The organism is Robertmurraya korlensis (genome assembly GCF_023715225.1).
Lineage (GTDB): Bacteria > Bacillota > Bacilli > Bacillales > Cytobacillaceae > Robertmurraya_A.
Window position 1 is genome coordinate 622,937 of record NZ_JAMBNS010000001.1, and the last position, 26,955, is coordinate 649,891.

Consider the following 26,955-nt stretch of genomic DNA (forward strand, 5'->3'; position numbering starts at 1 on the left):
TCCTATAATAGTACTGATATTATGGGAGGAAGTGAAATCGTGAAGACGTTTGAGCGTATTATTGTTAAGATCATTGTCATTCAATTTCTTTTCCTTATCGGAACACAGTTTTTCTTTCATCAGTTAAGCATCTTTCCGGAGTTGAAAATCATTACAAAATACGAAGGAGTAAACAAAAATAATTTTGCGGATTTTCTAGAAACCTTTAATGGGAAATGAAAAGCAGGGGCTCCTGCTTTTTTTGTTTTTTACAATATTATTAACAAGCAACGAACAAGTATATGCTAAAATATATAAGGAATCATTCGTTTACGATTCAATTGAACAAACTAACAATATTAAAGTTCAAACAACTAGGAGGACATATGAGTAAAATATCTATCGCAATCGACGGTCCTGCTGCTGCAGGAAAAAGTACTGTTGCCAAAATAATAGCTGAGAAACTCTCATATATTTATATTGATACAGGTGCTATGTATCGTGCAATTACATATAAAGCTTTACAGTCTAATTGTGAACTTACCGATGAGAGCGCCCTTAATGAGCTTTTAGCAAATACAAAAATTGACTTGTTGCCAGGTGAAAAAGGACAACTTGTATTCCTTGACGGTCAAGAAGTTACAAACGAGATTCGATCTGCCGAGGTGACCAATCAAGTCTCTATCGTGGCAAAACACCGTTTGATACGAGAAGAAATGGTGAAAAGACAACAGCAATTCGGGGCGAATGGAGGAGTGGTCATGGATGGGCGAGATATTGGCACACATGTCCTTCCCTACGCAGAAATCAAAGTGTTTCTTCTGGCAAGTGTTCAGGAAAGAGCGGAAAGAAGATATCAAGAAAACCTTGAAAAAGGCTTTCCAGCGGACTTAGAAATGTTAAAACAAGAGATCGCGGCTAGAGATAAACTTGATTCTGAACGAGAGATCGCGCCTTTAAAAAAAGCGGAGGATGCAGTAGAGATTGATACCACTTCCTTATCTATTGAAGAAGTGGTTGGGAAAATCTTAGCATTAGCAGAGGAAAGGATAGGATCCTATTGACAATATACACATTTGCACGATCCGTTGTAAACATGATCTACAAGCCTTTGTATCGTATAGAGACAATTGGCCAAGAAAATATTCCTAAAATAGGATCAGTGTTACTTTGTTCCAATCATATTTCTAATCTGGATCCAATTGTCGTAGGAACAACAACTCCTCGCCCAGTCCATTTTATGGCTAAAGAGGAGTTGTTTCGTGTACCTGTGGTAGGGAAACTTTTTCCTCATTTGAATGCATTTCCAGTCAAAAGAGGGATGAGTGATCGTGAGGCTCTTAGAAAGGGCTTAGCTGTCCTTAAGGAGGGGGAAGTTCTTGGATTATTCCCTGAAGGTACTCGAAGTAAGACTGGAGAGCTAGGAGAAGGGCTAGCGGGTGCTGGATTTTTTGCTACAAGGTCTGAAGCCCTTATTGTTCCTTGTGCGGTTGTAGGTCCATATAAAGCTTTTAATAGGCTAAAGGTGGTTTATGGAAAGCCTGTTGATTTTACAGAATATCGAAAAAACAAGATATCTGCAGATGAAGCAACAAAAATTATTATGGAAGAAATCAGAAAACTGATAATTGCGAACAAATAGGATGTATCTCGCTTGACAAAAGAGGCCATTTATAAGAAGTTTAATTAAAGAGATTTTTTAGATTATTCTCTAAGTAAGGTTGTTTCAAATAGTGGTGGGAACACCACTTTTTATAAAAATGGAGCAGTCAAAGGATTAAGGAGGAGTACATATGTCTGAAGAAATGAATCAAGTGGAAGTTATGGATTTTCAAGTGGGTGACAAAGTAAGCGGACAAGTAACAAAGGTGGAAGAAAAACAGGTTATTATCTCAATTTCAAACAGCAAGCTGGATGGAATCATTCCAATTAGTGAGTTATCAAGTCTGCACATCGAAAAAGCAAGTGATGCGGTTAATGAAGGTGACCAGCTTGAGTTAGAAGTCCTAAAGGTAGAAGAAGATGCCCTGATCCTTTCAAAGCGAAAAGTAGATGCTGAAAATGCATGGCAAGAGCTTGAACAAAAGTTTGAATCTGGAGAAGTCTTTGATGCTGAAATTAAAGATGTTGTAAAAGGCGGACTTGTAGTTGATCTTGGAGTAAGAGGTTTTGTTCCTGCTTCATTAGTGGAAGCACACTTTGTTGAAGATTTCTCTGATTATAAAGGTCAAACGATGCTATTTAAAATTGTTGAACTAGATAAAGAGAAGAATCGCCTTATCCTTTCTCATCGTGCTGTTATTGAGCTTGAAAAAGGAAAACAAAAGAAAAATATTTTAGATTCATTAGCTCCTGGTCAGGTTCTTTCAGGTACCGTACAAAGAATTACTGATTTTGGTGCGTTTGTAGATATTGGTGGAATTGATGGATTGGTTCACATTTCTCAGCTCTCTCATGAGCATGTGGTTAAGCCAACGGATGTTGTTCAAGAGGGACAGCAAGTTCAAGTAAAAGTGCTAAGTGTTGACCGTGATAATGAGCGTATTTCTTTATCAATTAAAGAAACATTACCTGGACCATGGGCTAATATTACTGAAAAAGCTGCAAAAGGGACCACTTTAGAAGGGGTAGTAAAACGTCTTGTTTCTTATGGAGCTTTCGTTGAAGTATTCCCAGGTGTAGAAGGGTTAGTTCATATTTCACAAATTTCCCATAAGCATATTGCTACACCGCATGAAGTATTAAAGGAAAATGAAACAGTTAAAGTGAAGGTTCTTGAAGTAAATGAGCAAGAACAAAGGCTTTCACTAAGTATGAAAGAACTAGCTGAAAAGGAAGAAGAAGTGAAGGATTATGAACTTCCTGAAGAGTCAAAAGGCTTTCAGTTAGGTGAAATGATTGGAGATCAACTAAAGAATTTAAAGAGATAATGGTGATAATCATTGACTAGATCGAAACGAAAATGGGACCATATACAATTTGCTCTCTCCACAGGGCAATCTAGAGATACTGGTTTTGATGATATTACGTTTATTCACCAAAGCTTACCTGACTCCTCAACTGAGCAGGTGAGTCTTGATACCATGATTGGCGAACTTTCTTTGAGTTCGCCTCTTTTTATCAATGCTATGACCGGCGGTGGTGGAGAACGAACAGAAGAAATAAATGGACAGCTAGCCCTTGTCGCAAAGGAAACAAGAGTTGCAATGGCAGTTGGATCTCAAATGTCATCAATAAAAAACCCTATTGAGGTAGGTACTTATAAAATTGTTAGAAAAGAGAATCCGAATGGACTAATATTCGCAAATTTAGGTAGTGAAGCATCGGTAGATCAGGCTCTTCAAGCGATTGATATGCTAGAAGCCAATGCGCTACAAATCCACTTAAATCCAATTCAAGAACTAACAATGCCAGAGGGAGATCGTGATTTTACTGGTGCACTATGGCGCATTGAAGAAATAGTAAAAAAATCTCCTGTACCGGTCATTGTCAAAGAAGTAGGTTTTGGTATGAGTCGTGAAACAGTAAAGAAGCTCACTCAAGTTGGGATTTCTATTGTCGATGTTGGTGGTTTTGGTGGGACAAACTTTGCCAAAATCGAAAATGAAAGACGAAATCGATTGCTGTCGTTTTTTAACTCATGGGGAATTCCAACAGTTGCTTCCATTGCAGAGGTAAAATACAGTTTCCCCGACCTAACTGTATTAGGTTCAGGTGGCATACAGTCAAGCTTAGACATTGTTAAGGCGTTGTCTATAGGTGCGTCCGCAGCAGGGTTAGCAGGGTATTTGCTGAGAATCCTATTAGCTGAAGGAATAGAAGCAAGTATTTTTGAAATTGAAGAAATTAAGAAAGAAATTGGGTTTATGCTGACCGCTCTTGGTGCAAGAACGATAAAAGAACTTCAAGATGCACCTTTGGTAATCGAGGGGAAAACTCACCATTGGCTTAATGAACGAGGTATAAACACAAAAATCTATAGTAATCGATAAAGCTCCCGGATAAGGGAGCTTTTTTCATTAATACCTTTTATTATTATTTAGCTCTCTAGCCTCTTCTGGGCTGGATAGTTTGGTTGCCCCTTTTTTCTCCAACGCTTGATCTCGATCGGACTCGACACGACCACTTGCTTTTAATTTGCTTTGTTGACGATCTTTACCCATGATCCCACCTCCTCTTATTTAACATGAATCATTTTTGAAAGTTTATACATCTTACGGTTAAAGTACATAGTGAAAAGCCATAATGGAGATGATAGGAGGGGTGACATGGAAGGAATATTCTTTTATTGGACATTTTGGACTCTTTGGATTTGTACGACCTTTTTTATGAGTAAAACGAATCCGAAACGAGTGAAGTACACGGTCATCATATTATTTTCGATTATTTTGTCTTCTCAATCTATACACTTGTTTGGGCTAGAAATGTCTGTTGTTTCAATTTTCTTTTTAATTTTAGGCTATTTTGAGATTGGGAAAATGAAAGGAAAATCACTGGTCTACTTTTTGATTACATCATTTATTCTTATGCTTGCCTATGGCAGTTTTCAATTATTTGAGCTTTTTGATCCGGTGTGGTTAATCCTTGATAGAAATTGGATGTTTGCAGTCGTATTAACGTATATGACCATTATGGTGCATAATGAGGTTTTTAAAAGGGTAGTAGCGCTTCTTTTTGGGAGCATCCATGGTGAATTTGTTTATTCGCTCGTCTTAGATGCATATTCAATGGAAGTTCCAATCGGGTCATTTCAATTTTTGGATGTTATATCCATATCTGTATGTCTCATTTTGGCCTGGAGTGGTTTTGAAAAGCTAACAAGCTTATTTGAAGGACATGTTTATCAACTAGAAAAGGGGAGAGGAAGACAATCGTGAGTGAGTACACTTATCCTATATTATTTGGAGTGGTTGTTGGAACAGCAACAAGAATTTATATGTTACGAACAGATTATCGACAGTATCCTACATACCTCCACGGAAAAATCATTCATGTGGCTTTAGGGTTCATCGCTGCAGGACTAGGTACTGTCGCCATACCATCTATACTTGAGGAAGAGTTTACTGCCATCACCTTTTTAACTTTGGCTGCTTCACAATTTAGAGATGTTAGAAATATGGAAAGAAATACATTAAATGAACTGGATAACTATGAATTAGTACCACGAGGGAAAACGTATATTGAAGGTATTGCTATAGCTTTTGAGAGTAGAAATTATTTAGTGATTTTTACTTCCTTTCTATGTACGCTTGGATTTCTCCTTTTTAATATTTTAGGTGGAATCATTGCAGCAGTCATTGCTATTTTCATTTCTACCAAACTAATGTCTGGAGGCAGGCTTGGTGAAATTGTAGAAGTAGAATACTTTGAACCTCGTTTTGATGGTCCAGGCTTGTATGTCGACAATATTTATATAATGAACATCGGACTACCGGAAAGACAAAAGGAAGTACTAAGATATGGGATGGGATTTATTCTTAAACCGAAAAATTTTGACGCAAGAGCGACAATTGCGAATCTTGGGCAGCGCCAGGCCATCCTGCATGATGTATCCAACGCTTTAGGAGTGTATCGCGATTCTGGTACACCAGCTCTCGTTCCCTTGGCTAAAAGAGACCTAGATGATGGAAGAGTGGGGGTTTTTATTCTTCCGCAAGAAAATGATATTGAGAAGGCAAAGAAAATTATAGAAAAGGTTCCAACCTTAGAAAATGCCATCCGAATGCCTAAAGAGAGAGAGAAAAAATTAGAGGAGAGATAAAATGGATATTGAAAAATTTATCCTTGCTGCCATTACGACGAATCCGAAAAAAGTCCCATGTGGGGTGGCGGTCTTTCATTGTGATGATAAAGAGGAGATGGAAAAAATTACGACGAATCTTGAAGCGATTTTGGATGGAATTGCTCATTCTCTTACAGATGAATTGTACGTTATTGTAAAACATTAAAGTGGTTTCTTTTGATTTTGTTTGCTAGTCCATGACCACTTTGATAATATAATAAAGTTAGACCCTTCTGTTTGTAGAAGGGTTTCTTTACTAAATGCCGATTTACACCATAATTAAATGAGATGTTCGTAATTTCAACTGTTCTTGCACGGATACATAACTTTGCTTATAGATTGTCTGAATAATTGTTGATATCTCTTTTATTATTTTAGAAAGGATGAAAAAAATGGTAAAACCTGTAATAGCGATTGTGGGTCGTCCAAACGTTGGAAAGTCTACAATCTTTAATAGAATAGTTGGTGAGCGGATCTCGATTGTTGAGGATATACCTGGGGTTACTCGAGATCGAATTTATAGTTCTGCTGAATGGCTTAGTCATGATTTCAATATTATTGATACCGGTGGAATTGATATTGGAGACGAACCATTTCTAGAACAGATTCGTCAACAAGCAGAAATAGCGATTAGGGAAGCAGATGTAATTATTTTCTTAACAAATGGTAGAGAGGGAGTTACCTCTGCAGACGAAGAAGTAGCGAAAATACTTTATCGTGCGAAGAAACCAGTGGTTCTTGCAGTAAATAAAATTGATAATCCGGAAATGAGAGATTTAATTTACGACTTTTATGCCTTAGGGTTTGGAGAGCCTTATCCAATCTCTGGTTCACATGGACTAGGTCTTGGCGATCTTTTAGATGCAGCTGCTAAGCATTTTCCGAGCAAGGACGAGAAAGACTATGATGACGATGTGATTAAGTTTTCACTTATTGGACGACCGAATGTAGGGAAATCATCACTTGTCAATGCGATGCTTGGGGAAGAGCGAGTGATCGTAAGTGATATCGCGGGTACAACAAGAGATGCGATCGACTCAATGGTAACAGTAAATGGTGAACGCTACGTCATTATCGATACGGCAGGTATGAGAAAAAGAGGAAAAGTGTACGAAACAACAGAAAAGTATAGTGTGCTTCGTGCGCTACGTGCTATAGAACGTTCCGACGTCGTTTTAGTCGTTATAAATGCAGAAGAGGGAATCATAGAACAAGATAAAAAGATAGCTGGGTATGCCCATGAAGCAGGACGAGCTGTTGTGATTGTTGTGAATAAATGGGATGCAGTGGAAAAAGATGAAAAGACGATGAAAGAATTTGAGGAAAAAATTCGTGCACATTTCTTATTCCTTGACTATGCTCCAATTGTATTCTTATCTGCTAAAACAAAAAAGAGAATTCATACATTGATTCCAATGATCAACAAGGCAAGTGAAAACCATTCGATGCGTGTGGACACAAGTGTGTTAAATGATATTATTATGGACGCTGTAGCAATGAACCCAACACCAACAGACAATGGAAAGCGTCTGAAAATTTATTATACGACTCAAGTTTCAGTCAAGCCGCCTACTTTTGTTGTGTTTGTGAATGATCCAGAGCTTATGCATTTCTCATATCAGCGATTTATAGAAAATCGTATAAGAGAAGCTTTCGGGTTTGAAGGAACTCCTATCAAAATCTTTGCTAGAGAAAGAAAATAAGTAAAAGGTTGTGATGCTATGCAAATCCAAAAAGAAAAAATTGCTGTAATTGGAGCGGGAAGCTGGGGAACCGCGCTGTCGCTAGTGTTGGCTGACAACGATCATGAGGTAAGATTATGGGGACATAATCCCGACCAAATTAGAGAGTTAAATACCACTCACACAAATAAGAAGTATTTACCTGAAGTTATTCTTCCGGAAACAATTGTGGGTTACGACTCTCTTGAAGAGGTTTTAAAAGAAGTAAGAACCATCATATTGGCTGTACCAACTAAGGCCATTCGTGAAGTGATAAAAAAGATGGTTCCGTATGTTGAAAATCCGCTTACCATTGTCCATGTTAGTAAAGGAATTGAACCAGATACGCTAATGCGTATTTCAGAGATGATTGAAGACGAAATACCCGAGCATCTTTTACAGGATGTCGTTGTGTTATCTGGGCCGAGTCATGCTGAAGAGGTGAGCCTTCGTCAACCAACAACAGTGACTGTCTCATCCAAGAGCATGGAAGCAGCTGAACGTGTGCAGGATTTATTTATTAATCAACATTTCCGCGTTTACACAAATCCTGATATTATCGGAGTAGAAGTGGGTGGTGCATTAAAGAATATTATTGCGTTAGCTGCTGGTATTACTGACGGGTTAGGATATGGGGATAATGCGAAGGCAGCCTTAATAACTAGGGGGCTTGCTGAAATTGCTCGACTTGGTACAAAAATGGGTGCCAGCCCGCTAACATTTTCTGGATTAACAGGAATTGGTGATTTAATCGTAACATCTACAAGTGTTCACTCAAGAAACTGGAGAGCTGGAAACTTGCTCGGTAAAGGCCAAAATTTAGATGAAGTGTTGGAGAACATGGGAATGGTAGTAGAGGGTGTACGAACCACAAAAGCGGCTTATCAGTTAGCGGAAAAGTACAGTGTAAAGATGCCCATTACAACGGCTTTATACAACGTTCTATTTAACCAAGCAAGACCGAAGGATGAAGTTGATCTGCTCATGACACGTGTAAAAACTCATGAGATGGAAGATCTTGCGAATGTACTTGTTGAAAAGGGATTAGAATAAATAAATATTTTCAAAAATGGGCCTTTCAATGATGCGTTTACATAGAGAAATGCATACAATGCAACGAAGCAAACCTGGTAAATTGAACAGGGAGTATGTATATTTAGTCTTACGAGCTAAAGTAAAGTGACGCCCCTCCTTTACTTTAGCTTTTTTTTCGGTCTAAAAACGAATAAGGCAAGCATTGAGACAATTATGATATAATATTTTAGGCAAAGGGAGGGAGTTACAAATGTCACCGTCACTAATGAAAATGTGGATCTCCTTGGCGGGGATGGGCTTTATGTTTATTTCCATTATTTTAATTTATTTAAGCAGATTTAAGTTTTCTAACAAAGTTTTAAAAGCGATAACGGCTATTATTGCTTATGTTTTAATGATTCTTTCCGGAATAATCATTTTTTTTGTCGTACTATCAGGACCAACAAGTTAAGTGCAATGGAAAATACATAGGTTAAAAGGGTTGAGTGTATGAAAGGCCAAGTATTATTGTTATTGTCCATCGTTATAATGGTGTTGACGGGCTGCATGTATCCGCAGGATGAGTTAGCTCAAAATCAAATACCGTACGAAGATCAAGTTCAAGCGGTTCAATCTGCGGTTAAGCAATTTCAAGAGGACAATGGTGGTATATTACCAATAAAAACAAAGGAAATGGACACTCCTATTTATGAAAAGTATCCGATTGATTTTAACAGAATCAGTCCGAAGTATTTAGCAGAACCACCTGGAAACGCTTATGAATCCGGAGGTGTATTTCAATACGTACTTGTTGACGTAGAGGAGAATCCAACGGTAAAGATTTTTGACTTGCGAATGGCGGAAAAAATTAAAGATATAAATCTTTTAATTCGTTTACAAAAATACCCTCCATATAAAGAAGAAATAACAAAAGGCGTATACACAATGGATTTCAAGAAAATAGGTTATGAGGAAGAACCATTTGTTGTTAGCCCTTATACGAACCAAAACCTTTCTTTTGTTATAACTGGAAGTGGAGAAGTTTTTGTAGATTACAGAAGTGATTTATATCAAGCGATGCAAAATGGAAGTTGTAAGAAGACAGCGGGTGAGGATATTCGTGACTGCTTATTGGAGGATTCATTGTTTGTCCCTGCCTTTTCCCTGCCTTATACAATGGATGAAAAGACAAAAGAACCTATCTTTTTAGTGGATTAGTCATAACCTCTCTCCTATATAAATACAATGTAGGAGAGAGGTTTTTTTATATTTGTATGGACTATAACAGTTAGGCAAAAAAAAATTATAAAAACTGTCATAACGTTGTAGGACAACGTCATACACATATATTGTCTATACATTAGGGTTATTTTATCCCACTATCTCATTGATTTCAGGAGGGGATCACTTGGAAAAGGTAGATATTTTTAAAGATATTGCCGAAAGAACGGGCGGCGATATATATTTAGGAGTTGTAGGAGCAGTAAGAACAGGGAAATCAACCTTTATCAAGAAGTTTATGGAGCTAGTTGTTATACCAAACATGGCAAATGAATCAGATCGAGCTCGCACCCAAGATGAATTGCCTCAAAGTGCTGCTGGAAAAACGATTATGACAACTGAACCAAAATTTGTTCCAAATCAGGCTGCAAGCATACATGTTGACGATGGGTTGGATGTGAATATTCGCTTAGTTGACTGTGTAGGTTATACGGTTCCAGGTGCGAAGGGTTATGAAGACGAAAATGGACCTAGAATGATTAATACACCTTGGTATGAAGAGCCTATTCCATTCCATGAAGCAGCTGAAATTGGAACAAGGAAGGTTATTCAAGAGCACTCAACGATTGGTGTGGTCATTACTACAGATGGTACCATTGGAGAAATTCCACGTTCTGCATACTTAGAAGCTGAGGAAAGAGTAATTAATGAATTAAAAGAGGTTGGAAAACCATTCATTATGGTCATTAACAGCGTACAACCTTATCATCCGAATACGGAAAAATTACGTACAGAGCTTTCAGAGAAATACGATATTCCTGTATTGGCGATGAGCGTGGAAGGAATGCGCGAGGGTGACGTCATGAACGTAATGCGTGAAGCGCTTTATGAATTCCCTGTGCTTGAAGTAAACGTGAATCTACCTAGCTGGGTCATGGTACTTAGAGAGGATCACTGGCTAAGAGAAAGCTATCAGGAAGCAGTAAAAGATACAGTTAAAGATATTAAGAGATTAAGAGATGTTGACCGAGTCGTTAGTCAATTTAGTGATTATGAATTTATTGATCGTGCAGGCCTTGCTGGAATTGAGATGGGTCAAGGAATTGCCGAGATCGACCTGTATGCGCCAGACGATTTATACGATGACATTTTAAAAGAAATTGTCGGAGTAGAAATACGAGGAAAAGATCATTTGTTAGAGCTAATGCAAGACTTTGCTCATGCGAAGCAAGAATATGATCAAATTTCTGACGCACTTAAGATGGTAAAGCAAACAGGCTATGGAATTGCTGCTCCGTCACTTGCTGATATGAGCTTGGATGAGCCTGAAATCATTCGCCAAGGACCACGCTTTGGTGTACGCTTAAAAGCAGTAGCTCCATCCATTCACATGATTAAAGTGGATGTAGAGTCCGAGTTTGCTCCGATTATCGGTACAGAGAAGCAAAGTGAAGAATTGGTTCGATACTTGATGCAGGATTTTGAGGACGATCCACTGTCTATCTGGAACTCTGATATTTTCGGAAGAAGCTTAAGCTCCATCGTTCGTGAAGGTATTCAAGCAAAATTATCACTTATGCCTGAAAATGCAAGATATAAACTAAAAGAAACGCTAGAAAGAATCATCAACGAAGGTTCTGGTGGATTAATTGCTATAATCTTATAAATGCATGGACTCCTAAATAGGGGTCTTTTTTTTGCTTGATTTCATCAAAACCACGACAAAATTCATCAAAAACCCCTAAAATACTACCATAAATTAGCGAAAATTCTTGATAACCCCAATTTATTATGATAATCTTTTAACAGAATTAGTACGAAATGCCGTCAAAGCCTTGTAAATAAAGGTTTTTGTTAAAAAAAACGTTGAAAAATTAGTTTTCATCATTTAATATAAGGCATGTCAGAGAAAACAGCTTCAATTACGTATAGAATTCAACTAAATTGTTTACTAATGAAGATAAGAACGTTTTCACTAACTGAATATACCATTTTGGGAGGAGGTGAAAGGCATGAACAAGACAGAACTAATCAACGCAGTTGCTGAAGCGAGTGAACTTTCTAAAAAGGACGCTACTAAGGCAGTTGACGCAGTTTTCGATTCAATTCTTGAAGCCCTTAAAAACGGTGATAAAGTTCAATTAATCGGATTTGGGAACTTCGAAGTTCGTGAGCGTGCAGCTCGTAAAGGACGTAACCCACAAACTGGTGAAGAGATCGAAATCTCTGCTAGCAAGGTTCCTGCTTTCAAACCAGGAAAAGCACTTAAAGATGCTGTAAAATAATTACATAAATCGATATATGTTTATGTTATAGAAAAGGATCTCGTTTATACGTGATCCTTTTTCTATTTTTTCAGCACTTTTGTGGCACATTAAAAGAAACTTCTACTTTGCTAGAAAGAAATTGATTGTGCTAATATGTATAAGTATAGTTGGCATGATATGAAAAAACAGAGGGAACTCATTGCAGTAGGAGGAATTTAGTATGTCAGAAGTTAATCGTACCCAAATAGAGGAAGCGGTGCGTCTTATATTAGAAGCCGTAGGTGAAGATCCAAATCGTGAGGGTGTGTTAGATACGCCTAAACGAGTAGCGAAAATGTATGAGGAAGTATTCTCAGGATTGAATCAAGATCCAAAAGAATATTTCGAAACAGTATTTAGTGAGGACCATGAAGAGATTGTCCTTGTGAAAGATATTCCATTTTATTCTATGTGTGAACATCATCTTGTTCCGTTTTATGGTGTTGCACATGTAGCTTATATTCCAAGAAATGGCCGTGTGACAGGTTTGAGTAAGTTAGCTCGTGCTGTTGAAGCAGTTGCAAAACGTCCTCAGTTACAAGAAAGAATTACTTCTACAGTTGTTGACGCGATTATGGAGAAGCTAGAGCCTTATGGTGCAATGGTCGTTGTTGAAGCGGAGCATATGTGTATGACGATGCGTGGAGTGAAAAAGCCTGGTGCAAAAACCGTAACACAAGCAGTCCGAGGCACCCTAGCGGAGGACGCAACTGCAAGAGCTGAGGTACTTTCCCTAATTAAATACTAAAGCATTATAGAGGGGGCTAAGTAACGGTTAGCCCTTTCATACAAATGAAGGGAGCGAGAATGAATGGACCAAAAAAATTCTTTAACAAGTGATTACATCGTAATTAAAGCAATAGAAGATGGTGTAAATGTAATCGGTTTAACAAGAGGAACTGATACCAAATTTCATCACTCGGAGAAGTTAGATAAAGGCGAAGTGATGATTGCTCAGTTTACTGAACACACATCAGCAATTAAAATTCGAGGAAATGCAAAAATTATTACATCTTATGGAGAGATTGAGAGCGAAACAAAAGGGAAATAAATGCGAATCATGTTCATTTGGTAGGCATTTGTGTTATAATTGTCTCTGCCTTTAGTGAGTGGTAAATCGTACATATGCAGTAATCCTCATGCGAAGTAATGAGGCTAGTCACAATACATATACAGAATTTGGGGATACAAGGGTGATAATTGTGGGAGACTTTCAAAGAAAAATAGCCAATGTGAAGGAAAAAGTAGAGGAAAGGCTCCTTCACCCCTATATGTTCCAATATATAAATACACCAGTGATAGACGAGGATAAGCTCTTGTTGCTTATTTCGATCTTGGATCAATGTAAGTTATCTCATAAAGAGTTGGAGAGTTATTCGATAACGACCATGTTGCTTCAAGTAGCCCTTGATACTCATGAACAAGTAACCAACATTCAAGCGGAAAATGAGGAGTTAAAGCAGCGGCAATTAACAGTATTAGCTGGGGTTTATTATAGTGGATTATATTATAAACTTCTCGCAGATTGTAAAGATGTGCATGCCATTCGAATGCTGGCTCAAGGAATAAAAACAATAAATGATAAAAAAATAATTGTATATCAAAAAGACTTTTCAGAAATCGACACGTTGATGAATCATGTGAAGCTGATTGAATCGTCTCTCATTGATCAATTTACTGATTATTTTCATTTAGATGGATGGAATGACATTATTGATAATTTATTATTAATAAAGCGTCTTAGTAAGGAAAAGCAAAACTTTGTACAAAAGAAATCTTCGATTGTATTTGACGCTCTTCATACTCTTATTTTTCCAAAACATAACGGTTCGCTTAAAGATCTCTCTCTTGAGCAACAAAACTATTTAATATTAATTTGTGACCGTTATATAGAGTTTTCTAAGCAATTATTAGAAAAGGCAAAAAAAGGGCTTCCTCGAATAAATGAGCTGTTAGATTCGCGAATCGCATCCATTATAAACCAAAAAACGATGGCAAAAACATTTGTGGAAGAAGGGTAACAAGCATGCAACAGTCGAAAGAAGAACGAGTTCATAACGTTTTTGAAAAGATCTCAGATAACTACGATAAAATGAATTCTGTCATTAGTTTTAAACTCCATACTAAATGGAGAGAAGATACGATGAAAAGAATGAATGTGCAAAAAGGCAAAAAGGCATTAGATGTTTGTTGTGGAACGGCCGATTGGACCATTGCTCTTGCAGAGGCTGTAGGACCTACTGGAGAAGTGGTAGGACTAGATTTTAGTCAAAATATGCTTAATGTGGGAAAACAAAAAGTTTCTGAGGCTAATCTCAACCAAGTGACGCTTATCCACGGAAATGCCATGGAACTTCCGTTTCCTGACCATTCATTTGATTTTGTTACGATTGGGTTCGGGTTAAGAAATGTGCCAGATTATCTTCAAGTATTAAAAGAAATGAATCGTGTATTAAAGCCGGGTGGAATAGCAGTTTGTCTTGAAACATCACAACCAACATTGATAGGCTATCGACAGTTATACTATTTTTATTTCCGATTTATTATGCCATTGTTTGGTAGGGTGTTTGCAAAAAGCTACAGAGAATATTCCTGGTTACAAGAATCAGCTAGAGATTTTCCAGGTGTAAAGGAACTCGCTGGTTTATTCAAACAAGCTGGTTTTAAGGACGTCACATATAAGCCATACAGCGGCGGGGCTGCTGCTGTTCATATTGGTCATAAATAAAATAATCTTCATGTACAGGTTAGGCTAGGTGATTCACGAATGAAGCTGAAAATGATGTATTCATTTTTAAACTCAGATATTAATATAATTGAGAAAACACTAGAGGATACGGTGGAGGCTGAGTCACCTCTTCTTCGTCAAGCATCTCTACACTTGTTGCAGGCAGGGGGGAAGAGAATTCGCCCTGTTTTTGTTTTGCTGTCAGGAAAATTTGGCAATTATGATATTCATGAGATAAAAAACGTGGCAGTAGCGCTTGAGCTTATTCATATGGCTTCACTTGTTCATGATGATGTCATTGACGATGCAGAACTTAGACGTGGCCAGCCCACAATTAAAGCGAAATGGGATAACCGGATTGCGATGTATACAGGTGACTATATTTTTGCCAGATCGCTAGAATTAATGACAAATATTAAAAACCCCTTAGCACATCAAATTCTCTCTGAGACGATTGTGGAGCTATGTGTTGGAGAAATTGAGCAAATTAAATTTAAATATGACTACAATCAAACGCTTCGTGACTATCTGCTTCGAATTAAGCGGAAAACAGCTTTATTGATTGCAGCCAGCTGCCAATTAGGTGCGGTGGCAGCGGATGTAGATGAGGAGATTCACAAGAAGCTGTATCAGTTTGGATATTATGTGGGTATGTCCTTTCAAATAACAGATGACGTGCTAGATTTTACGGGTACGGAAGAGCAGTTAGGTAAACCAGCTGGTGGTGACTTATTGCAAGGAAATATCACACTACCTGTTCTGTTTGCGATGGAGGATGAATCTTTACGTAAAAAAATTACCGGGGTTCATGAACATACAACTTTAGTGGAAATAGAGGAGATTATTACTTCAATAAAGAATTCTGGTGCCATTGAGCGTTCGCTTTCTATAAGTGATCGATACCTTCATAAGGCAATTGATGTATTAAATCAATTACCGAATAACCGAGCTAAAAAGACACTTAGAGATATAGCTGTGTACATAGGTAAACGAAAATTTTAAATGTTGCGAAATCAGTTATAACTATGTTACGATTTTTGTGGATTGTCTTTTGGCAATTCATTACATATACGAAACAAAGAGGAGTGTAACTGATGGAGAAAACATTTTTAATGGTAAAACCAGATGGGGTCCAACGTAATTTGATCGGTGAAATAGTTGGACGTTTTGAAAGAAAGGGCTTTCAATTAGTTGGTGCAAAGTTAATGCTGATTACTAATGAGTTAGCTGAACAGCATTACGGTGAACATAAAGAACGCCCTTTCTTCGGTGAGTTGGTAGATTTTATCACTTCAGGTCCTGTTTTCGCAATGGTCTGGGAAGGAGAAAATGTAATTGCTGCCGCACGTCAAATGATGGGAGCAACAAATCCAAAGGATTCTCAACCAGGAACGATCCGTGGGGACTTTGCCGTGACTGTTGGAAAAAATATTATTCATGGATCAGATTCTGCTGCAAGTGCTGAAAGAGAAATCGCTCTATTCTTTAAAGAAGCTGAACTTCTTTCTTATAGCAAGCTTTTAAACAATTGGGCTTATTAATACTAAAAGAGACTTGTTTTACAAGTCTCTTTTTTTGTAACCGCATTCAAGTTATAAGAGTAAAAAATACCCAAGTCTTTTTTCACATAAATTTTCTCCTTTTTTATTGAATTTCGCTATAATAAAACATACAGATAGAAAAGTCCAAGTTCAGGGGAGAAAAGTATGATGGGTAATGATTATGAACTATTTATAATAAACATTAAGAAAAAGACCGGAATTGATTTGTCGTTATATAAAGAAGCACAAATGAAAAGACGTTTAATTTCTCTCTATGAAAAAAAGGGGTTTGGCTCATTTCAAGACTTTTATACAGCAATAAGTCAAGACAAGCTATTATTAAATGAGTTTCTTGATCGGATGACGATTAATGTGTCGGAATTTTATCGAAATGGGAAACGATGGGAAGTATTAGAAACGAAAATTCTTCCTAAACTATTAGAGAAGAATAAGCGTTTGAAAGTGTGGAGTGCTGCTTGTTCAACAGGTGAGGAACCTTATACCATTGCCATGATCCTTTCTAACTTTATGCCACTTTCGCAGATTCAAGTTTTAGCAACTGATATTGATGATAATGTAATAGAAAGAGCGAAGATTGGTATGTATCCGGAACGTTCATTGAATGAAGTGCCTCCCACAATGAAAAAGAAATTTTTCACACAGGATGGCAGCTTCTTTAAGATTTCTGACGAAATTAAAAAGACGGTTACATTCAAAAAGCAGAATTTACTCGCTGACCCTTTTGGTGGGTCTTTTGACTTGATTGTGTGTAGAAACGTTTTGATTTATTTTACTGAAGAAGCTAAAGATGTATTATACTATAAGTTCAGTGAGGCATTGAGACAGGATGGAATTTTCTTTGTTGGCAGTACCGAACAGATTTTTAATCCATCTTTATATGGACTGGAAACGGAAGACACGTTTTTTTATCGTAAAAGATAGGAGCCAAGAATTTGGCTTCTTTTTTTGTAAATTCACAAATTTCTGCTATGTTTATTGAAGGACATATGTTATATTGAGAAATAATCCTTTAATGAGTTGAAGGGGGAAAGAGAAATGAGATATTTAACAGCAGGAGAGTCACACGGTCCACAATTAACAACAATTATTGAAGGTTTACCAGCGGGGATGCCGCTTCTTGCAGAGGATATTGACAAAGAATTAGCAAGAAGACAAAAAGGGCATGGTCGCGGTAGAAGGATGCAAATCGAAAAGGATACTGTACATATTACAAGCGGTGTCAGACATGGATTAACACTTGCATCACCTGTAGCACTCGTTGTACAAAACGACGATTGGAAGCATTGGACAAAGATTATGGGTGCAGAACCTACAGATGATGAAGAAGTTAAGCGTGTTATAACTCGTCCACGTCCAGGACATGCCGATTTAAACGGCGCACTTAAATACGGACATAGAGATATGCGTAATGTTCTAGAAAGATCCTCTGCTAGAGAAACAACGGTAAGAGTGGCTGCTGGAGCAGTTGCAAAAAAACTTCTATCTTTACTAGGTATTAAGGTTGCATCTCATGTGGTTGAGATTGGTGGGATTAAATCAGAGGTACATGCATATGACTCCATCGAGAGTTTAGCGGAAATTACCGAGAATTCACCAGTAAGATGTCTAGACCCTGTGGCTGAAAAGAAAATGATGCAGGCAATCGATGATGCAAAAGCGAATGGTGACTCTATTGGAGGAATCGTCGAAGTAGTTGTTGAGGGGATGCCTCCTGGTGTAGGGAGCTATGTTCACTATGACAGAAAGCTCGATTCTAAACTAGCTGCAGCTATCGTGAGTATTAACGCCTTTAAGGGGGTTGAATTTGGGATTGGATTCGAAGCAGCTAGGAAGCCAGGTAGCGAAGTTCATGATGAGATTGAGTGGAGTGAAGGAGAAGGCTTCCATCGCAGCACAAATCGCCTTGGTGGCCTTGAAGGTGGAATGTCGACGGGAATGCCAATCGTGATTCGTGGGGTAATGAAGCCCATTCCAACACTTTATAAGCCATTACAAAGTGTTGATATTGATTCCAAAGAATCTTTTACTGCAAGTATTGAGAGATCAGATAGCTGTGCAGTACCTGCTGCCGCAGTCGTTGCTGAAAATGTAATTGCTTGGGAGCTTGCTACAGCAATAACTAATCAATTCTATGCAGATCGTCTAGATACATTAATTAAATCTATTGAAGATCAAAGAGCATATGCGAGGGAGTTTTAATGGAGACGATTCAAATCCATACCACTTCTAAGGATTATCCTGTAATTTTAGGGGCTGAGGCAGTAACAGCCATAGCCCCTTTTTTAAAGGAACATCTATCAAACGTTACCAAAATCATGATTATAACGGACAGTAATGTTGGCGATCGATACTTAAATCAAGTAAAACAGCAATTAGGTGAATATGAGGTGGTCACACATCTCGTGCCTAATGGGGAAAAAGCAAAGACTTTTGACGTTTTTTATGATTGTTTAACGGCTGCGTTGCAGGAGAAACTCGATCGTAAATCATTGTTTATCGCACTTGGTGGAGGGGCGATTGGTGATTTATGTGGGTTTGTTGCTGCTTCTTTTATGAGAGGTGTCCCTTTTATTCAGCTGCCTACTACCATTCTGGCACACGATAGTGCAGTTGGCGGAAAGGTTGCAATCAATCACCCCCTTGGAAAAAACATGATAGGTGCATTTTATCAACCTGAAGCTGTTATATACGATATTGATTTTCTACAAAGTCTCCCAGCGATGGAACGTCGTTCAGGCTTTGCGGAAGTAATGAAGCATGCTCTAATTGATAATCTTCATTTTTATGAGTGGCTGTTAACAGATGTAGAAAAACTTGAAACGATAACGACCGAGCAATTACAAGAGTGTTTATCAAAGGGAATAAAGGTAAAAGAATCTGTTGTTTCTAAAGATGAAAAAGAGCTTGGTATACGAGCATTTCTGAATTTTGGGCATACACTTGGCCATGCTATTGAAGCGGAAGCTGGGTACGGCTCTATATCACATGGTGAAGCAGTTGTAATCGGGATGGTATTCGCATTACGGTTAAGTAAAAAACTTTTACATTTACAGTTTGATCACCAAGAGTTTGTCGATTGGCTACATAAACTTGGATACTCAACAAAAGTTCCTTCTGGGCTAAATGTAGAAAAGTTAATCGATCGTATGAAGCAGGATAAGAAGTCCATTGGACAAGTGATACAATTTGTATTATTAGAGGATGTTGGGAAACCAGTCTTATATAAAATCGACGAAATGTTCCTATTGGAAGAACTAAAACAATTTATGAAGGAGGAGAGCTGATGATTAGAGGAGTTAGAGGTGCTATTACGGTCCAAGAAAATAATGAAGAAGAAATTTTAGCATCCACCAAGCGACTGCTCGATGAAATGATTCAAGCTAATCGAATCTCTCCAGAGTCAGTCGCGTCCGTATTTATTTCTGTAACTGATGATGTAACAGCTACATTTCCAGCTAAAGCTATGCGTCAACTAGAGGGATGGACATATGTTCCTGTTATGTGTATGAAGGAAATCTCTGTTCCAACTGGGATTAAATTATGTATCAGGATCATGATGCACGTAAATACTGAAGTAGCACAAATGGATATTGAACATGTTTATTTGGAGGAAGCAGTTCTTTTACGACCGGATTTAAAGAAATAGGGTTCTATTTATACGTAAGAGGTGATGGATGATGAGATGGAAGGATCAAATAAAGTCGTTAGCCCCTTATCAGCCGGGGAAATCAAAGGAAGAAGTAAAAAGGCAGTATGGGTTGGAAGAAATCATTAAATTAGCATCCAATGAAAATCCTTTTGGTTGTTCAAAAAAAGTGAGCGAAGTAATGTCTAAAGAAACAGGATATTTCGCTCTTTATCCAGATGGCTATGCTACTAACTTACGTGATGTATTAGCAGCGCATGTGGGAGTGACAAAAGATCAATTAATCTTTGGAAACGGTTCAGATGAGTTGATCCTAATTATTGCTCGTGCCCTTCTACGTTCTGGCTATAATACGGTAATGGCTACACCAACTTTCCCGCAGTATAAGCACAATGCCATTATTGAAGGTGCAGAAATTCGCGAGATTCCTTTGGTAAATGGTCACCATGATTTAGATCAAATGCTTACAGCGATTGATGAGAAAACAAATGTCGTTTGGGTGTGTAGTCCGAATAATCCAACAGGTACATATATTCCAAAAGAAAAGTTGGAAAGTTTTCTTGCCAGAGTTCCAAAAGAAACACTTGTTGTATTAGATGAAGCCTACTACGAGTATGTGGTAGCGGATGATTACTATAATTCTGTGGATCTGGTAGAGCAATATTCAAATCTGATTGTTCTTAGAACCTTCTCAAAAATATATGGACTAGCCAGCTTGCGTGTGGGATATGGATTTGCTTCAAAAGAAATCATTCGTGCGCTCGAACCTGTGAGAGAACCATTTAACGTGAATAGCTTTGCACAATTAGCGGCTATTGAAGCTTTAGGTGATCAAGCGTATGTGGAAAACTGTTGTACCTTAAATCATCAAGGATTAGAACAGTTTTACAAGTTCTGTGAGGAGCATAATCTTTCTTATATGCCTTCCCAAGGGAATTTTATCTTAATAGATTTTAAGACTGATGGCAATGAGGTATTTCAGTTCTTATTAGAGAGAGGATATATCGTTCGATCAGGAAATGCCCTAGGTTTTCCAACATCGGTCCGAGTTACGGTTGGCTCGAAGGAACAAAATGCCGGCATTATTGAAAAAATGTCACAATACATGCAAGTAAAAGCACATTAAGTAACTTTAGGCGGTGATTTCTTGAAAGGGCGTGTGCTAGTCATTGGACTAGGGCTAATTGGGGGGTCATTAGCTCTTTGCATAAAGAAAAGACACCCAGAAGCAACACTAATAGGTTTCGATATAAATGTAGAACAATGCCGTCTTGGTAAGATGCTTGGCGTAATAGACGAGATTTGTGTCAATCTGGAAGAAGAAGCAATGAACGCAGATGTCATTCTCATTTCAACTCCTGTTATAGAAACAGAAAAAATGATCGAGAAGCTTTGTGAACTTCCATTAAAACAAGATGTCATCATAAGTGATGCTGGGAGTACAAAAGAAGCAATTGTATTGAAAGCACGGTGTTTAAAGGAGAAAAACATTACATTTATTGGTGGGCATCCGATGGCTGGTTCGCACAAAAGTGGAGTTGCTGCAGCCAAGGAAATCCTATTTGAAAATGCTTTTTACTTATTCACACCAGAGCCACATATCTCACAGGAAAAGGTCGATTTATTAAAGAGTTGGCTTGAAGGAACTAAAGCGAAATTTATTACTATATCACCTGAAGAACATGATTACTTAACAGGTGTTATTAGTCATTTTCCACATGTGATTGCAGCCTCTCTCGTACATCAGGCTGAGCAAACAAGTAGAGACCATCAGCTTATTACAAGGTTGGCTGCTGGTGGTTTTAGAGATATTACTAGAATTGCATCAAGCAGTCCAGCCATGTGGAAGGATATCTCCCTTCATAACAAGAAGGTACTTCTTTCTCTGTTAGATCGTTGGAAGGATGAAATGGATAAGTTTTCAAAAATCTTAACAGATAACCATGAGGAACAGCTGTTTGATTATTTTGCCGAAGCCAAAAATTTTCGGGATGATCTTCCTAGTAAGGAAAAGGGAGCAATCCCTGCATTTTATGATCTATTTGTTGATGTTCCGGATTACCCAGGTGTTATCTCGGAAATTACTGGTTATTTAGCAAAAGAGCGTATTTCCATTACCAATATCCGTATTTTAGAAACAAGAGAAGATATAAACGGTGTACTTGTTATCAGTTTTCAAACTGAGGCCGATATGGCGAAGGCAGAGGAATGCATACAACGTTATACTAATTATGGCACCTCAACCGGCTTATAGGTTTTGTTACACGAAAGGAAGGATTCTATGACAACGGTGTTAACGTCACAAGTAAAGAGACTGGTAGGCGAACTTTCTATCCCAGGAGATAAGTCTATTTCTCATCGTTCTGTTATGTTTGGAGCAATTGCTCATGGTACGACGACCGTATCTAATTTTTTAACAGGTGAAGACTGTCTAAGTACAATTGCATGTTTTCGAAAATTAGGAGTAACGATTCACCAGCATGAAGATACGGTTGAAATCGTCGGGAAGGGCTTTGAAGGCCTAGTAGAACCTAATGAACGACTAGATGTGGGTAACTCGGGAACAACGATTCGATTGATGCTTGGTATTTTATCAGGCAGGCCTTTTTATGCTGTATTAGAAGGAGATTCTTCTATCGCTAAACGTCCTATGACAAGGGTTACGAATCCACTTCGTCAAATGGGGTCAATTATTGACGGAAGAGAAAATGGGAAGTTCACTCCTATTTCTATTAGAGGTGGAAATCTAGAAGGATTCACGTATGAGCTACCAATGGCAAGTGCTCAAGTAAAATCTGCAATTATACTTGCTGGTTTACAAGCAAATGGGACAACAACGGTCATTGAGCCATCGAAAACAAGAGATCATACAGAAAGAATGATACGCCAATTTGGCGGAGAAGTGTCTGTTGATGGTTTAAAGGTCTCTGTTACCGGTGGACAAACACTCCAGGCAACTCATGTTCATGTACCGGGTGATATCTCTTCAGCAGCATTCTTTTTAGTAGCAGGTGCGATTGTTCCTAATAGTGAAGTGACATTGCGCAATGTTGGGATTAACCCTTCTAGAACAGGAATTATTGACGTGATGCTTCAAATGGGAGCTTCTCTAAATGTTTCTGATGAAGGTAAGGATGCGGCAGAGCCTGTAGCAGACTTAACAATTACAACCTCAAGTCTAAAGGGAATAACAATTGAAGGGGATATGATTCCTCGCTTAATCGATGAAATCCCTATCATTGCCTTACTAGCTACACAGGCTAACGGAACAACGGTGATTAAGGATGCTGAGGAATTGAAGGTAAAAGAAACAAACCGAATTGACACAGTAGTGAATGAGTTGAAGAAATTAGGAGCATCGATAGAAGCAACGGACGATGGTATGATTATTCACGGTGGAAGCAAACTTCATGGCGGCCAAGTGAATAGCCATGGAGATCACCGAATCGGAATGATGCTAGCGATTGCAAGCTTAATCAGCACTGGGGAAGTAACCTTAGAAAATGAAGAAGCAATCTCTGTTTCTTACCCAATGTTCTTCTCTCACTTAAATAAATTAATTAATTAATTAGCAAAAGAAACTGGCGCGATTTGTTATTCGTGTTAGTCAAAGTGTTGACAAGAGGTATCGAGATCAAGTTCTCTCGATACCTTTTTTATTAATGATAAAAAAAGTAGAGTTGATTTCCGTTCCAGGCGCTTGCTTTCCGGGGGGCGTTCGTCGAGCCTCCTCATCGCTTCGCTCTTGCGGGGTCTCGACTGTAACGCTAATCCCCAGGAGTCAAGCGCCTTCCACTCCAATCAACTAGCGCACCGAAGAAAGTAGGACATAATTAATCTGCCTCTAAATTAGAGGATTACCGATAAACGAATGAGATTTTAATGATTTTTAACTACTATTTTAAGTTATTATTTAAACTTTGTTGATTGGAACGGAGGCGACTCCTGCGGGAAAAGCGGCTCGGCCCCGCCCGCGGAAAGCGCCACCCGCAGTGGAAATCACCATCTATACTGATTTAAAGGTTATACGTGTCAGTTTTATATTTTCTATAAATATGTATGAATGTCCATTTTGTCTCATAGTTTGTCATAAGACCCTAAAAAGAGGTGGTTTTATGGCGTATATTATAGAGAATATCAATCTTTTAAAGAAGGACAAGCTTGAGAAAGTATCTATTATTGTGAAAAATGAACGGATATCCTCCATCACTAGTGAAATAAAAAATTATTCTTATGTCAAAATGAATGCCAGCGGCTATATTACGACAAATCCCCATATTATCTTTGACTCGAAAGTCCCAGCCCTTACAACCTTTTCAGAAATGAAGTCATATATGACAGAAAGGTTTATTAAAAAGGGCTGTACCACATTTTTAACTTATGTGTCAGTATCTCAAGAAAAGAATTTAAAAACTAACTTGAAACAGGTGAAAATGGGGTTATTAAGCAGTCCAATTGACTATGTTATTGGAGTAAAGATTCCTATATCTGCCTTGACTCCATCTTTTATTCGAACAGCAAAACGAGAGAAAGTTCCAGCGGTTTTTATTGAGTTTTCTTCAGTAGATGAACTCGAAGAGAAGCCTTGGGGATGGATTAGGGAAGCCATGTTTCCATATAATAGTCCTTTAATTCCATGCTTTCTTATGGAAGGAGAACGCGAGAAGAAGCGTGCCAGACAAGTATGGAATGATATCATGGATAAACATAACATCGCTAGTATAAGAGAAGAGCTAATTGAAGGGAAACCTATTACAAAGGAATCCCTGCATAAGATGGGAATCTTACCTGTTAAATCTCATTTACATCCAGGAAGTGAAGTCAGCTATAATTTCTATTTGAAATCATCTGAAATCATAAATATTGATGAAAAGAGCCTATTTTTATATCATAGTGATAGACTACTAGTAACCGTTCATAAAGGCGAAGTGATTCGTGCAGGTGATAAGGTATGGTTTCGGTCTGGATATGGAGAACATGTCATAATAAAGACTCCTAGTTTTTTTGCAGGGGAATAGATTAGAGTAAGAAGGGATACAAGATGGATAAAGTGGAAAAGATCCTTTCACTATTAGAAAGTGGTCAGCATGAGGAAGCAATAAAAAGTTATAAAGATATTTTACTTAATGGATCAAATGAAGAAAGATTTGTACTTGGTGAGGAACTTCTTCAGCTAGGTTTTCTAGAAGAAGCAAAAGAACTTTTTGAAACGCTATTAATTGCGTATCCGGAAGAAGGGGAATTACTTGTGTTATTAGCGGAAGCTTGTATCGAGCTTGGGAATGAGGAGGAAGCCATGCTAGCACTTGAAAAAATTCACTCTTCTGACCAAAGCTACCCTCAGGCCTTGCTTCTTTCAGCTGATTTATACCAAATGCAAGGCTTATTCGAAGTGAGTGAACAGAAGCTTTTAACAGCTAAAAAAGTTCTCCCTGATGAAGTATTAATAGACTTTGCCTTGGCTGAGTTGTATATGGAACAAGGAAGATTTACAAACGCGATTCAATTGTATGAGGGTGTACTTAAAAAGGAGAAAGAACTTGCTGGGACAAGTATTCATCAACGGTTAGCAGAGGCTTACAGTGCGGGTGGAGCGTTTGAAGAGGCATTACCCCATTATGAGCAAGCTCTAGAGGACAGATTTGAAGTAAATACATTGTTCGGGTATGGTTTTACGGCACTTCATGCAGGATACTACCAAACGGCGATTGAGAAACTTACAGAATTGAAAAATATTGATCGTGAGTATAACTCTCTTTACTTATATCTAGCTAAGGCATATGAGCATGAAGAAGAGCTATCACAAAGTCTTGAGGTCATTAAAGAAGGCATTCAATATGACGAGTTTAATAAAGACCTTTTCTTCTACGGTGGAAAAATTGCATTAAAATTAAATCTTGAGGATGAAGCAGAGAGACTGATCAGGGAAGCGTTAGCACTTGATCCGGAGTTCGTTGAAGCTGCACTTACCTTAAATAAGCTGTTTTTTCACCAAGAAAAATATGATGATGTGTTAGAAATTATTGATATTATGAACGAGCATGGAGTAGAAGAACCGCAGTTATTGTGGGATGAAGCGAATGCTTTGGCGAATGTTGAAAGATATTCAGAGGCATTAAACAAATATCAACTTGCATATAATTTCTTTAAGAATCAACAAGAATTTTTAACAGACTACGGATATTTTTTAATTGAAGAAGGAAAAACGCATGACGCTGCAGAAATTTTTAGTATACTTCTTCAAATGGATCCAAGTAATGAAGAGTTTGCAGAATTGGTGCAAAGATTTTCTGAAGACGTGTAAGTGAAAAAAACAGGTGTTTAATCGAAATTAGTTGTATGCAGAGGAGGGAAGCAACGATGACGACCCCTGTATCTGTCAACGAGAAAAAAGATTTTATTCGCTGGTTTTTAAATCATTATCAACTAAAAAGACGTGAATGTGTATGGATTTTAAATTACTTAATGAGCCATGATCAATTAATGGAAAAAGTGCATTTTGTTGATCAAGCACAGTATTGCCCACGTGGTCTCGTTATGTCTACACATTGCGTTGATGAAGTACCGTTTCGTTTTTATAAGGAAAATGTGATGACAACGGATGCTGAAAAATCATTCCATGACATTCGCCTTAACCGAGATGAAGAGATTTATATTCAGTTGAATTTTCACGCATCAAATCAAGCGCATCAATATGTGATTGTGCTAGAGGATAATCCATTTATGCCAAACAGTCTGCAAATTAATGAAAAGGATCGTATCCTTGCTGAAAGATTTTTAACAACTAGTTTATCAAAATTCCAGCGTGATAAGCTTCTTACGTTGATTGACGATGCACTTGACAGACAGGATCAGGAAGCCTTTCAGGAACTAACAAGACAGCTAAAAATGCTTGGAAACAGTGAATAAAGAAGAAGCCTGCTAGTACATAGCAGGTTTTTTTTGTTTCTAAAAAATGGTATGATAAAAATGATTTAATAGATAATTGGAGTGGTT

The 26,955-nt window shown here is 37.9% G+C and carries 31 protein-coding genes; 30 read left to right on the top strand and 1 reads right to left on the bottom strand.

The window, feature by feature from the left end; genetic code table 11:
* Positions 1-39 precede the first annotated feature (39 nt).
* The 5 genes from M3175_RS03375 to fni all read left to right on the top strand — a co-directional run bounded on the left by M3175_RS03375 (position 40) and on the right by fni (position 3,971).
* Positions 40-219 (top strand): YpfB family protein, encoded by a 180-nt coding sequence (locus M3175_RS03375; protein ID WP_251514643.1) that lies wholly within the window; start codon positions 40-42, stop codon positions 217-219.
* 146 nt (positions 220-365) lie between these two features.
* Entirely contained in the window at positions 366-1,043 is a 678-nt protein-coding gene (cmk, locus tag M3175_RS03380) for a (d)CMP kinase (protein WP_251514644.1), read from the top strand.
* Positions 1,040-1,621, top strand: coding sequence for a lysophospholipid acyltransferase family protein (locus M3175_RS03385; RefSeq protein ID WP_251514646.1), 582 nt, complete (start codon positions 1,040-1,042; stop codon positions 1,619-1,621). Before cmk ends, M3175_RS03385 begins: the two co-directional genes overlap by 4 nt.
* Positions 1,622-1,772: 151 nt before the next feature.
* Positions 1,773-2,909, top strand: coding sequence for a 30S ribosomal protein S1 (rpsA, locus tag M3175_RS03390; RefSeq protein WP_251514647.1), 1,137 nt, complete (start codon positions 1,773-1,775; stop codon positions 2,907-2,909).
* 12 nt (positions 2,910-2,921) lie between these two features.
* The gene (gene fni / locus M3175_RS03395; protein WP_251514648.1) at positions 2,922-3,971 is read left to right on the top strand and encodes a type 2 isopentenyl-diphosphate Delta-isomerase; all 1,050 of its coding nucleotides are present in this window, start codon (positions 2,922-2,924) and stop codon (positions 3,969-3,971) included.
* Between the two features lie 27 nt (positions 3,972-3,998).
* On the opposite strand, the gene M3175_RS03400 is transcribed toward fni, so the two are convergent.
* The gene (locus M3175_RS03400) at positions 3,999-4,142 is read right to left on the bottom strand and encodes a YpzI family protein (RefSeq protein WP_251514649.1); all 144 of its coding nucleotides are present in this window, start codon (positions 4,140-4,142) and stop codon (positions 3,999-4,001) included.
* 105 nt (positions 4,143-4,247) lie between these two features.
* Here M3175_RS03400 and M3175_RS03405 point away from each other — a divergent pair, with 105 nt between their 5' ends.
* From M3175_RS03405 to M3175_RS03525, 25 genes are all read left to right on the top strand, one after another.
* Positions 4,248-4,856 carry a YphA family membrane protein gene (locus M3175_RS03405; protein ID WP_251514650.1) on the top strand — a complete coding sequence of 203 codons (609 nt, stop codon included), beginning with the start codon at positions 4,248-4,250 and terminating at the stop codon, positions 4,854-4,856.
* A complete protein-coding gene (locus tag M3175_RS03410) occupies positions 4,853-5,740 on the top strand; it encodes a YIEGIA family protein (RefSeq protein ID WP_251514651.1) in 888 nt (295 codons plus the stop codon). Before M3175_RS03405 ends, M3175_RS03410 begins: the two co-directional genes overlap by 4 nt.
* A 1-nt stretch (position 5,741) precedes the next feature.
* Positions 5,742-5,927 carry a capping complex subunit for YIEGIA gene (locus M3175_RS03415; RefSeq protein WP_251514652.1) on the top strand — a complete coding sequence of 62 codons (186 nt, stop codon included), beginning with the start codon at positions 5,742-5,744 and terminating at the stop codon, positions 5,925-5,927.
* Positions 5,928-6,153: 226 nt separating this feature from the next.
* The gene (gene der / locus M3175_RS03420; RefSeq protein WP_251514653.1) at positions 6,154-7,464 is read left to right on the top strand and encodes a ribosome biogenesis GTPase Der; all 1,311 of its coding nucleotides are present in this window, start codon (positions 6,154-6,156) and stop codon (positions 7,462-7,464) included.
* 18 nt (positions 7,465-7,482) lie between these two features.
* Positions 7,483-8,535 carry an NAD(P)H-dependent glycerol-3-phosphate dehydrogenase gene (locus M3175_RS03425; RefSeq protein WP_251514655.1) on the top strand — a complete coding sequence of 351 codons (1,053 nt, stop codon included), beginning with the start codon at positions 7,483-7,485 and terminating at the stop codon, positions 8,533-8,535.
* Between the two features lie 232 nt (positions 8,536-8,767).
* Positions 8,768-8,968 (top strand): DUF2768 domain-containing protein, encoded by a 201-nt coding sequence (locus M3175_RS03430; RefSeq protein WP_251514657.1) that lies wholly within the window; start codon positions 8,768-8,770, stop codon positions 8,966-8,968.
* 38 nt (positions 8,969-9,006) lie between these two features.
* Entirely contained in the window at positions 9,007-9,714 is a 708-nt protein-coding gene (locus M3175_RS03435; protein WP_251514659.1) for a YphF family lipoprotein, read from the top strand.
* A 190-nt stretch (positions 9,715-9,904) separates the two neighbouring features.
* Entirely contained in the window at positions 9,905-11,383 is a 1,479-nt protein-coding gene (spoIVA, locus tag M3175_RS03440; RefSeq protein WP_119708952.1) for a stage IV sporulation protein A, read from the top strand.
* A gap of 346 nt (positions 11,384-11,729) precedes the next feature.
* On the top strand, positions 11,730-12,002 hold the full coding sequence (hbs, locus tag M3175_RS03445; protein ID WP_066047575.1) for a non-specific DNA-binding protein Hbs: 273 nt from the start codon (positions 11,730-11,732) through the stop codon (positions 12,000-12,002).
* A 202-nt stretch (positions 12,003-12,204) separates the two neighbouring features.
* Positions 12,205-12,771, top strand: a complete 567-nt coding sequence (gene folE, locus M3175_RS03450) for a GTP cyclohydrolase I FolE (RefSeq protein WP_251514661.1) — start codon at positions 12,205-12,207, stop codon at positions 12,769-12,771.
* Between the two features lie 63 nt (positions 12,772-12,834).
* Complete coding sequence (gene mtrB / locus M3175_RS03455) at positions 12,835-13,074, top strand: trp RNA-binding attenuation protein MtrB (protein ID WP_119708950.1); 240 nt, start codon at positions 12,835-12,837, stop codon at positions 13,072-13,074.
* A gap of 58 nt (positions 13,075-13,132) precedes the next feature.
* On the top strand, positions 13,133-14,044 hold the full coding sequence (locus M3175_RS03460; protein ID WP_251514662.1) for a heptaprenyl diphosphate synthase component 1: 912 nt from the start codon (positions 13,133-13,135) through the stop codon (positions 14,042-14,044).
* 5 nt (positions 14,045-14,049) lie between these two features.
* Positions 14,050-14,751 (top strand): demethylmenaquinone methyltransferase, encoded by a 702-nt coding sequence (gene menG, locus M3175_RS03465; RefSeq protein WP_251514664.1) that lies wholly within the window; start codon positions 14,050-14,052, stop codon positions 14,749-14,751.
* A gap of 39 nt (positions 14,752-14,790) precedes the next feature.
* Entirely contained in the window at positions 14,791-15,753 is a 963-nt protein-coding gene (gene hepT, locus M3175_RS03470) for a heptaprenyl diphosphate synthase component II (RefSeq protein ID WP_251514666.1), read from the top strand.
* A gap of 92 nt (positions 15,754-15,845) precedes the next feature.
* The gene (gene ndk / locus M3175_RS03475; protein ID WP_251514668.1) at positions 15,846-16,292 is read left to right on the top strand and encodes a nucleoside-diphosphate kinase; all 447 of its coding nucleotides are present in this window, start codon (positions 15,846-15,848) and stop codon (positions 16,290-16,292) included.
* A gap of 168 nt (positions 16,293-16,460) precedes the next feature.
* Positions 16,461-17,234, top strand: a complete 774-nt coding sequence (locus tag M3175_RS03480) for a CheR family methyltransferase (RefSeq protein ID WP_251515289.1) — start codon at positions 16,461-16,463, stop codon at positions 17,232-17,234.
* A gap of 114 nt (positions 17,235-17,348) precedes the next feature.
* On the top strand, positions 17,349-18,512 hold the full coding sequence (aroC, locus tag M3175_RS03485) for a chorismate synthase (RefSeq protein ID WP_251514670.1): 1,164 nt from the start codon (positions 17,349-17,351) through the stop codon (positions 18,510-18,512).
* The gene (gene aroB / locus M3175_RS03490) at positions 18,512-19,597 is read left to right on the top strand and encodes a 3-dehydroquinate synthase (RefSeq protein WP_251514671.1); all 1,086 of its coding nucleotides are present in this window, start codon (positions 18,512-18,514) and stop codon (positions 19,595-19,597) included. Before aroC ends, aroB begins: the two co-directional genes overlap by 1 nt.
* Complete coding sequence (gene aroH, locus M3175_RS03495) at positions 19,597-19,959, top strand: chorismate mutase (RefSeq protein ID WP_251514673.1); 363 nt, start codon at positions 19,597-19,599, stop codon at positions 19,957-19,959. The genes aroB and aroH overlap by 1 nt, the downstream gene beginning before the upstream one ends.
* 31 nt (positions 19,960-19,990) lie before the next feature.
* Positions 19,991-21,085 carry a histidinol-phosphate transaminase gene (hisC, locus tag M3175_RS03500; protein WP_251515296.1) on the top strand — a complete coding sequence of 365 codons (1,095 nt, stop codon included), beginning with the start codon at positions 19,991-19,993 and terminating at the stop codon, positions 21,083-21,085.
* A gap of 21 nt (positions 21,086-21,106) precedes the next feature.
* Entirely contained in the window at positions 21,107-22,213 is a 1,107-nt protein-coding gene (locus tag M3175_RS03505; protein WP_251514674.1) for a prephenate dehydrogenase, read from the top strand.
* Positions 22,214-22,240: 27 nt separating this feature from the next.
* Complete coding sequence (gene aroA, locus M3175_RS03510) at positions 22,241-23,527, top strand: 3-phosphoshikimate 1-carboxyvinyltransferase (protein WP_251514675.1); 1,287 nt, start codon at positions 22,241-22,243, stop codon at positions 23,525-23,527.
* 547 nt (positions 23,528-24,074) lie between these two features.
* Positions 24,075-24,977, top strand: a complete 903-nt coding sequence (locus M3175_RS03515; RefSeq protein ID WP_251514676.1) for a hypothetical protein — start codon at positions 24,075-24,077, stop codon at positions 24,975-24,977.
* A 23-nt stretch (positions 24,978-25,000) separates the two neighbouring features.
* Positions 25,001-26,263 carry a tetratricopeptide repeat protein gene (locus tag M3175_RS03520; protein ID WP_251514677.1) on the top strand — a complete coding sequence of 421 codons (1,263 nt, stop codon included), beginning with the start codon at positions 25,001-25,003 and terminating at the stop codon, positions 26,261-26,263.
* A 56-nt stretch (positions 26,264-26,319) separates the two neighbouring features.
* Complete coding sequence (locus M3175_RS03525; RefSeq protein WP_251514678.1) at positions 26,320-26,868, top strand: ReoY family proteolytic degradation factor; 549 nt, start codon at positions 26,320-26,322, stop codon at positions 26,866-26,868.
* Positions 26,869-26,955: the final 87 nt, after the last annotated feature.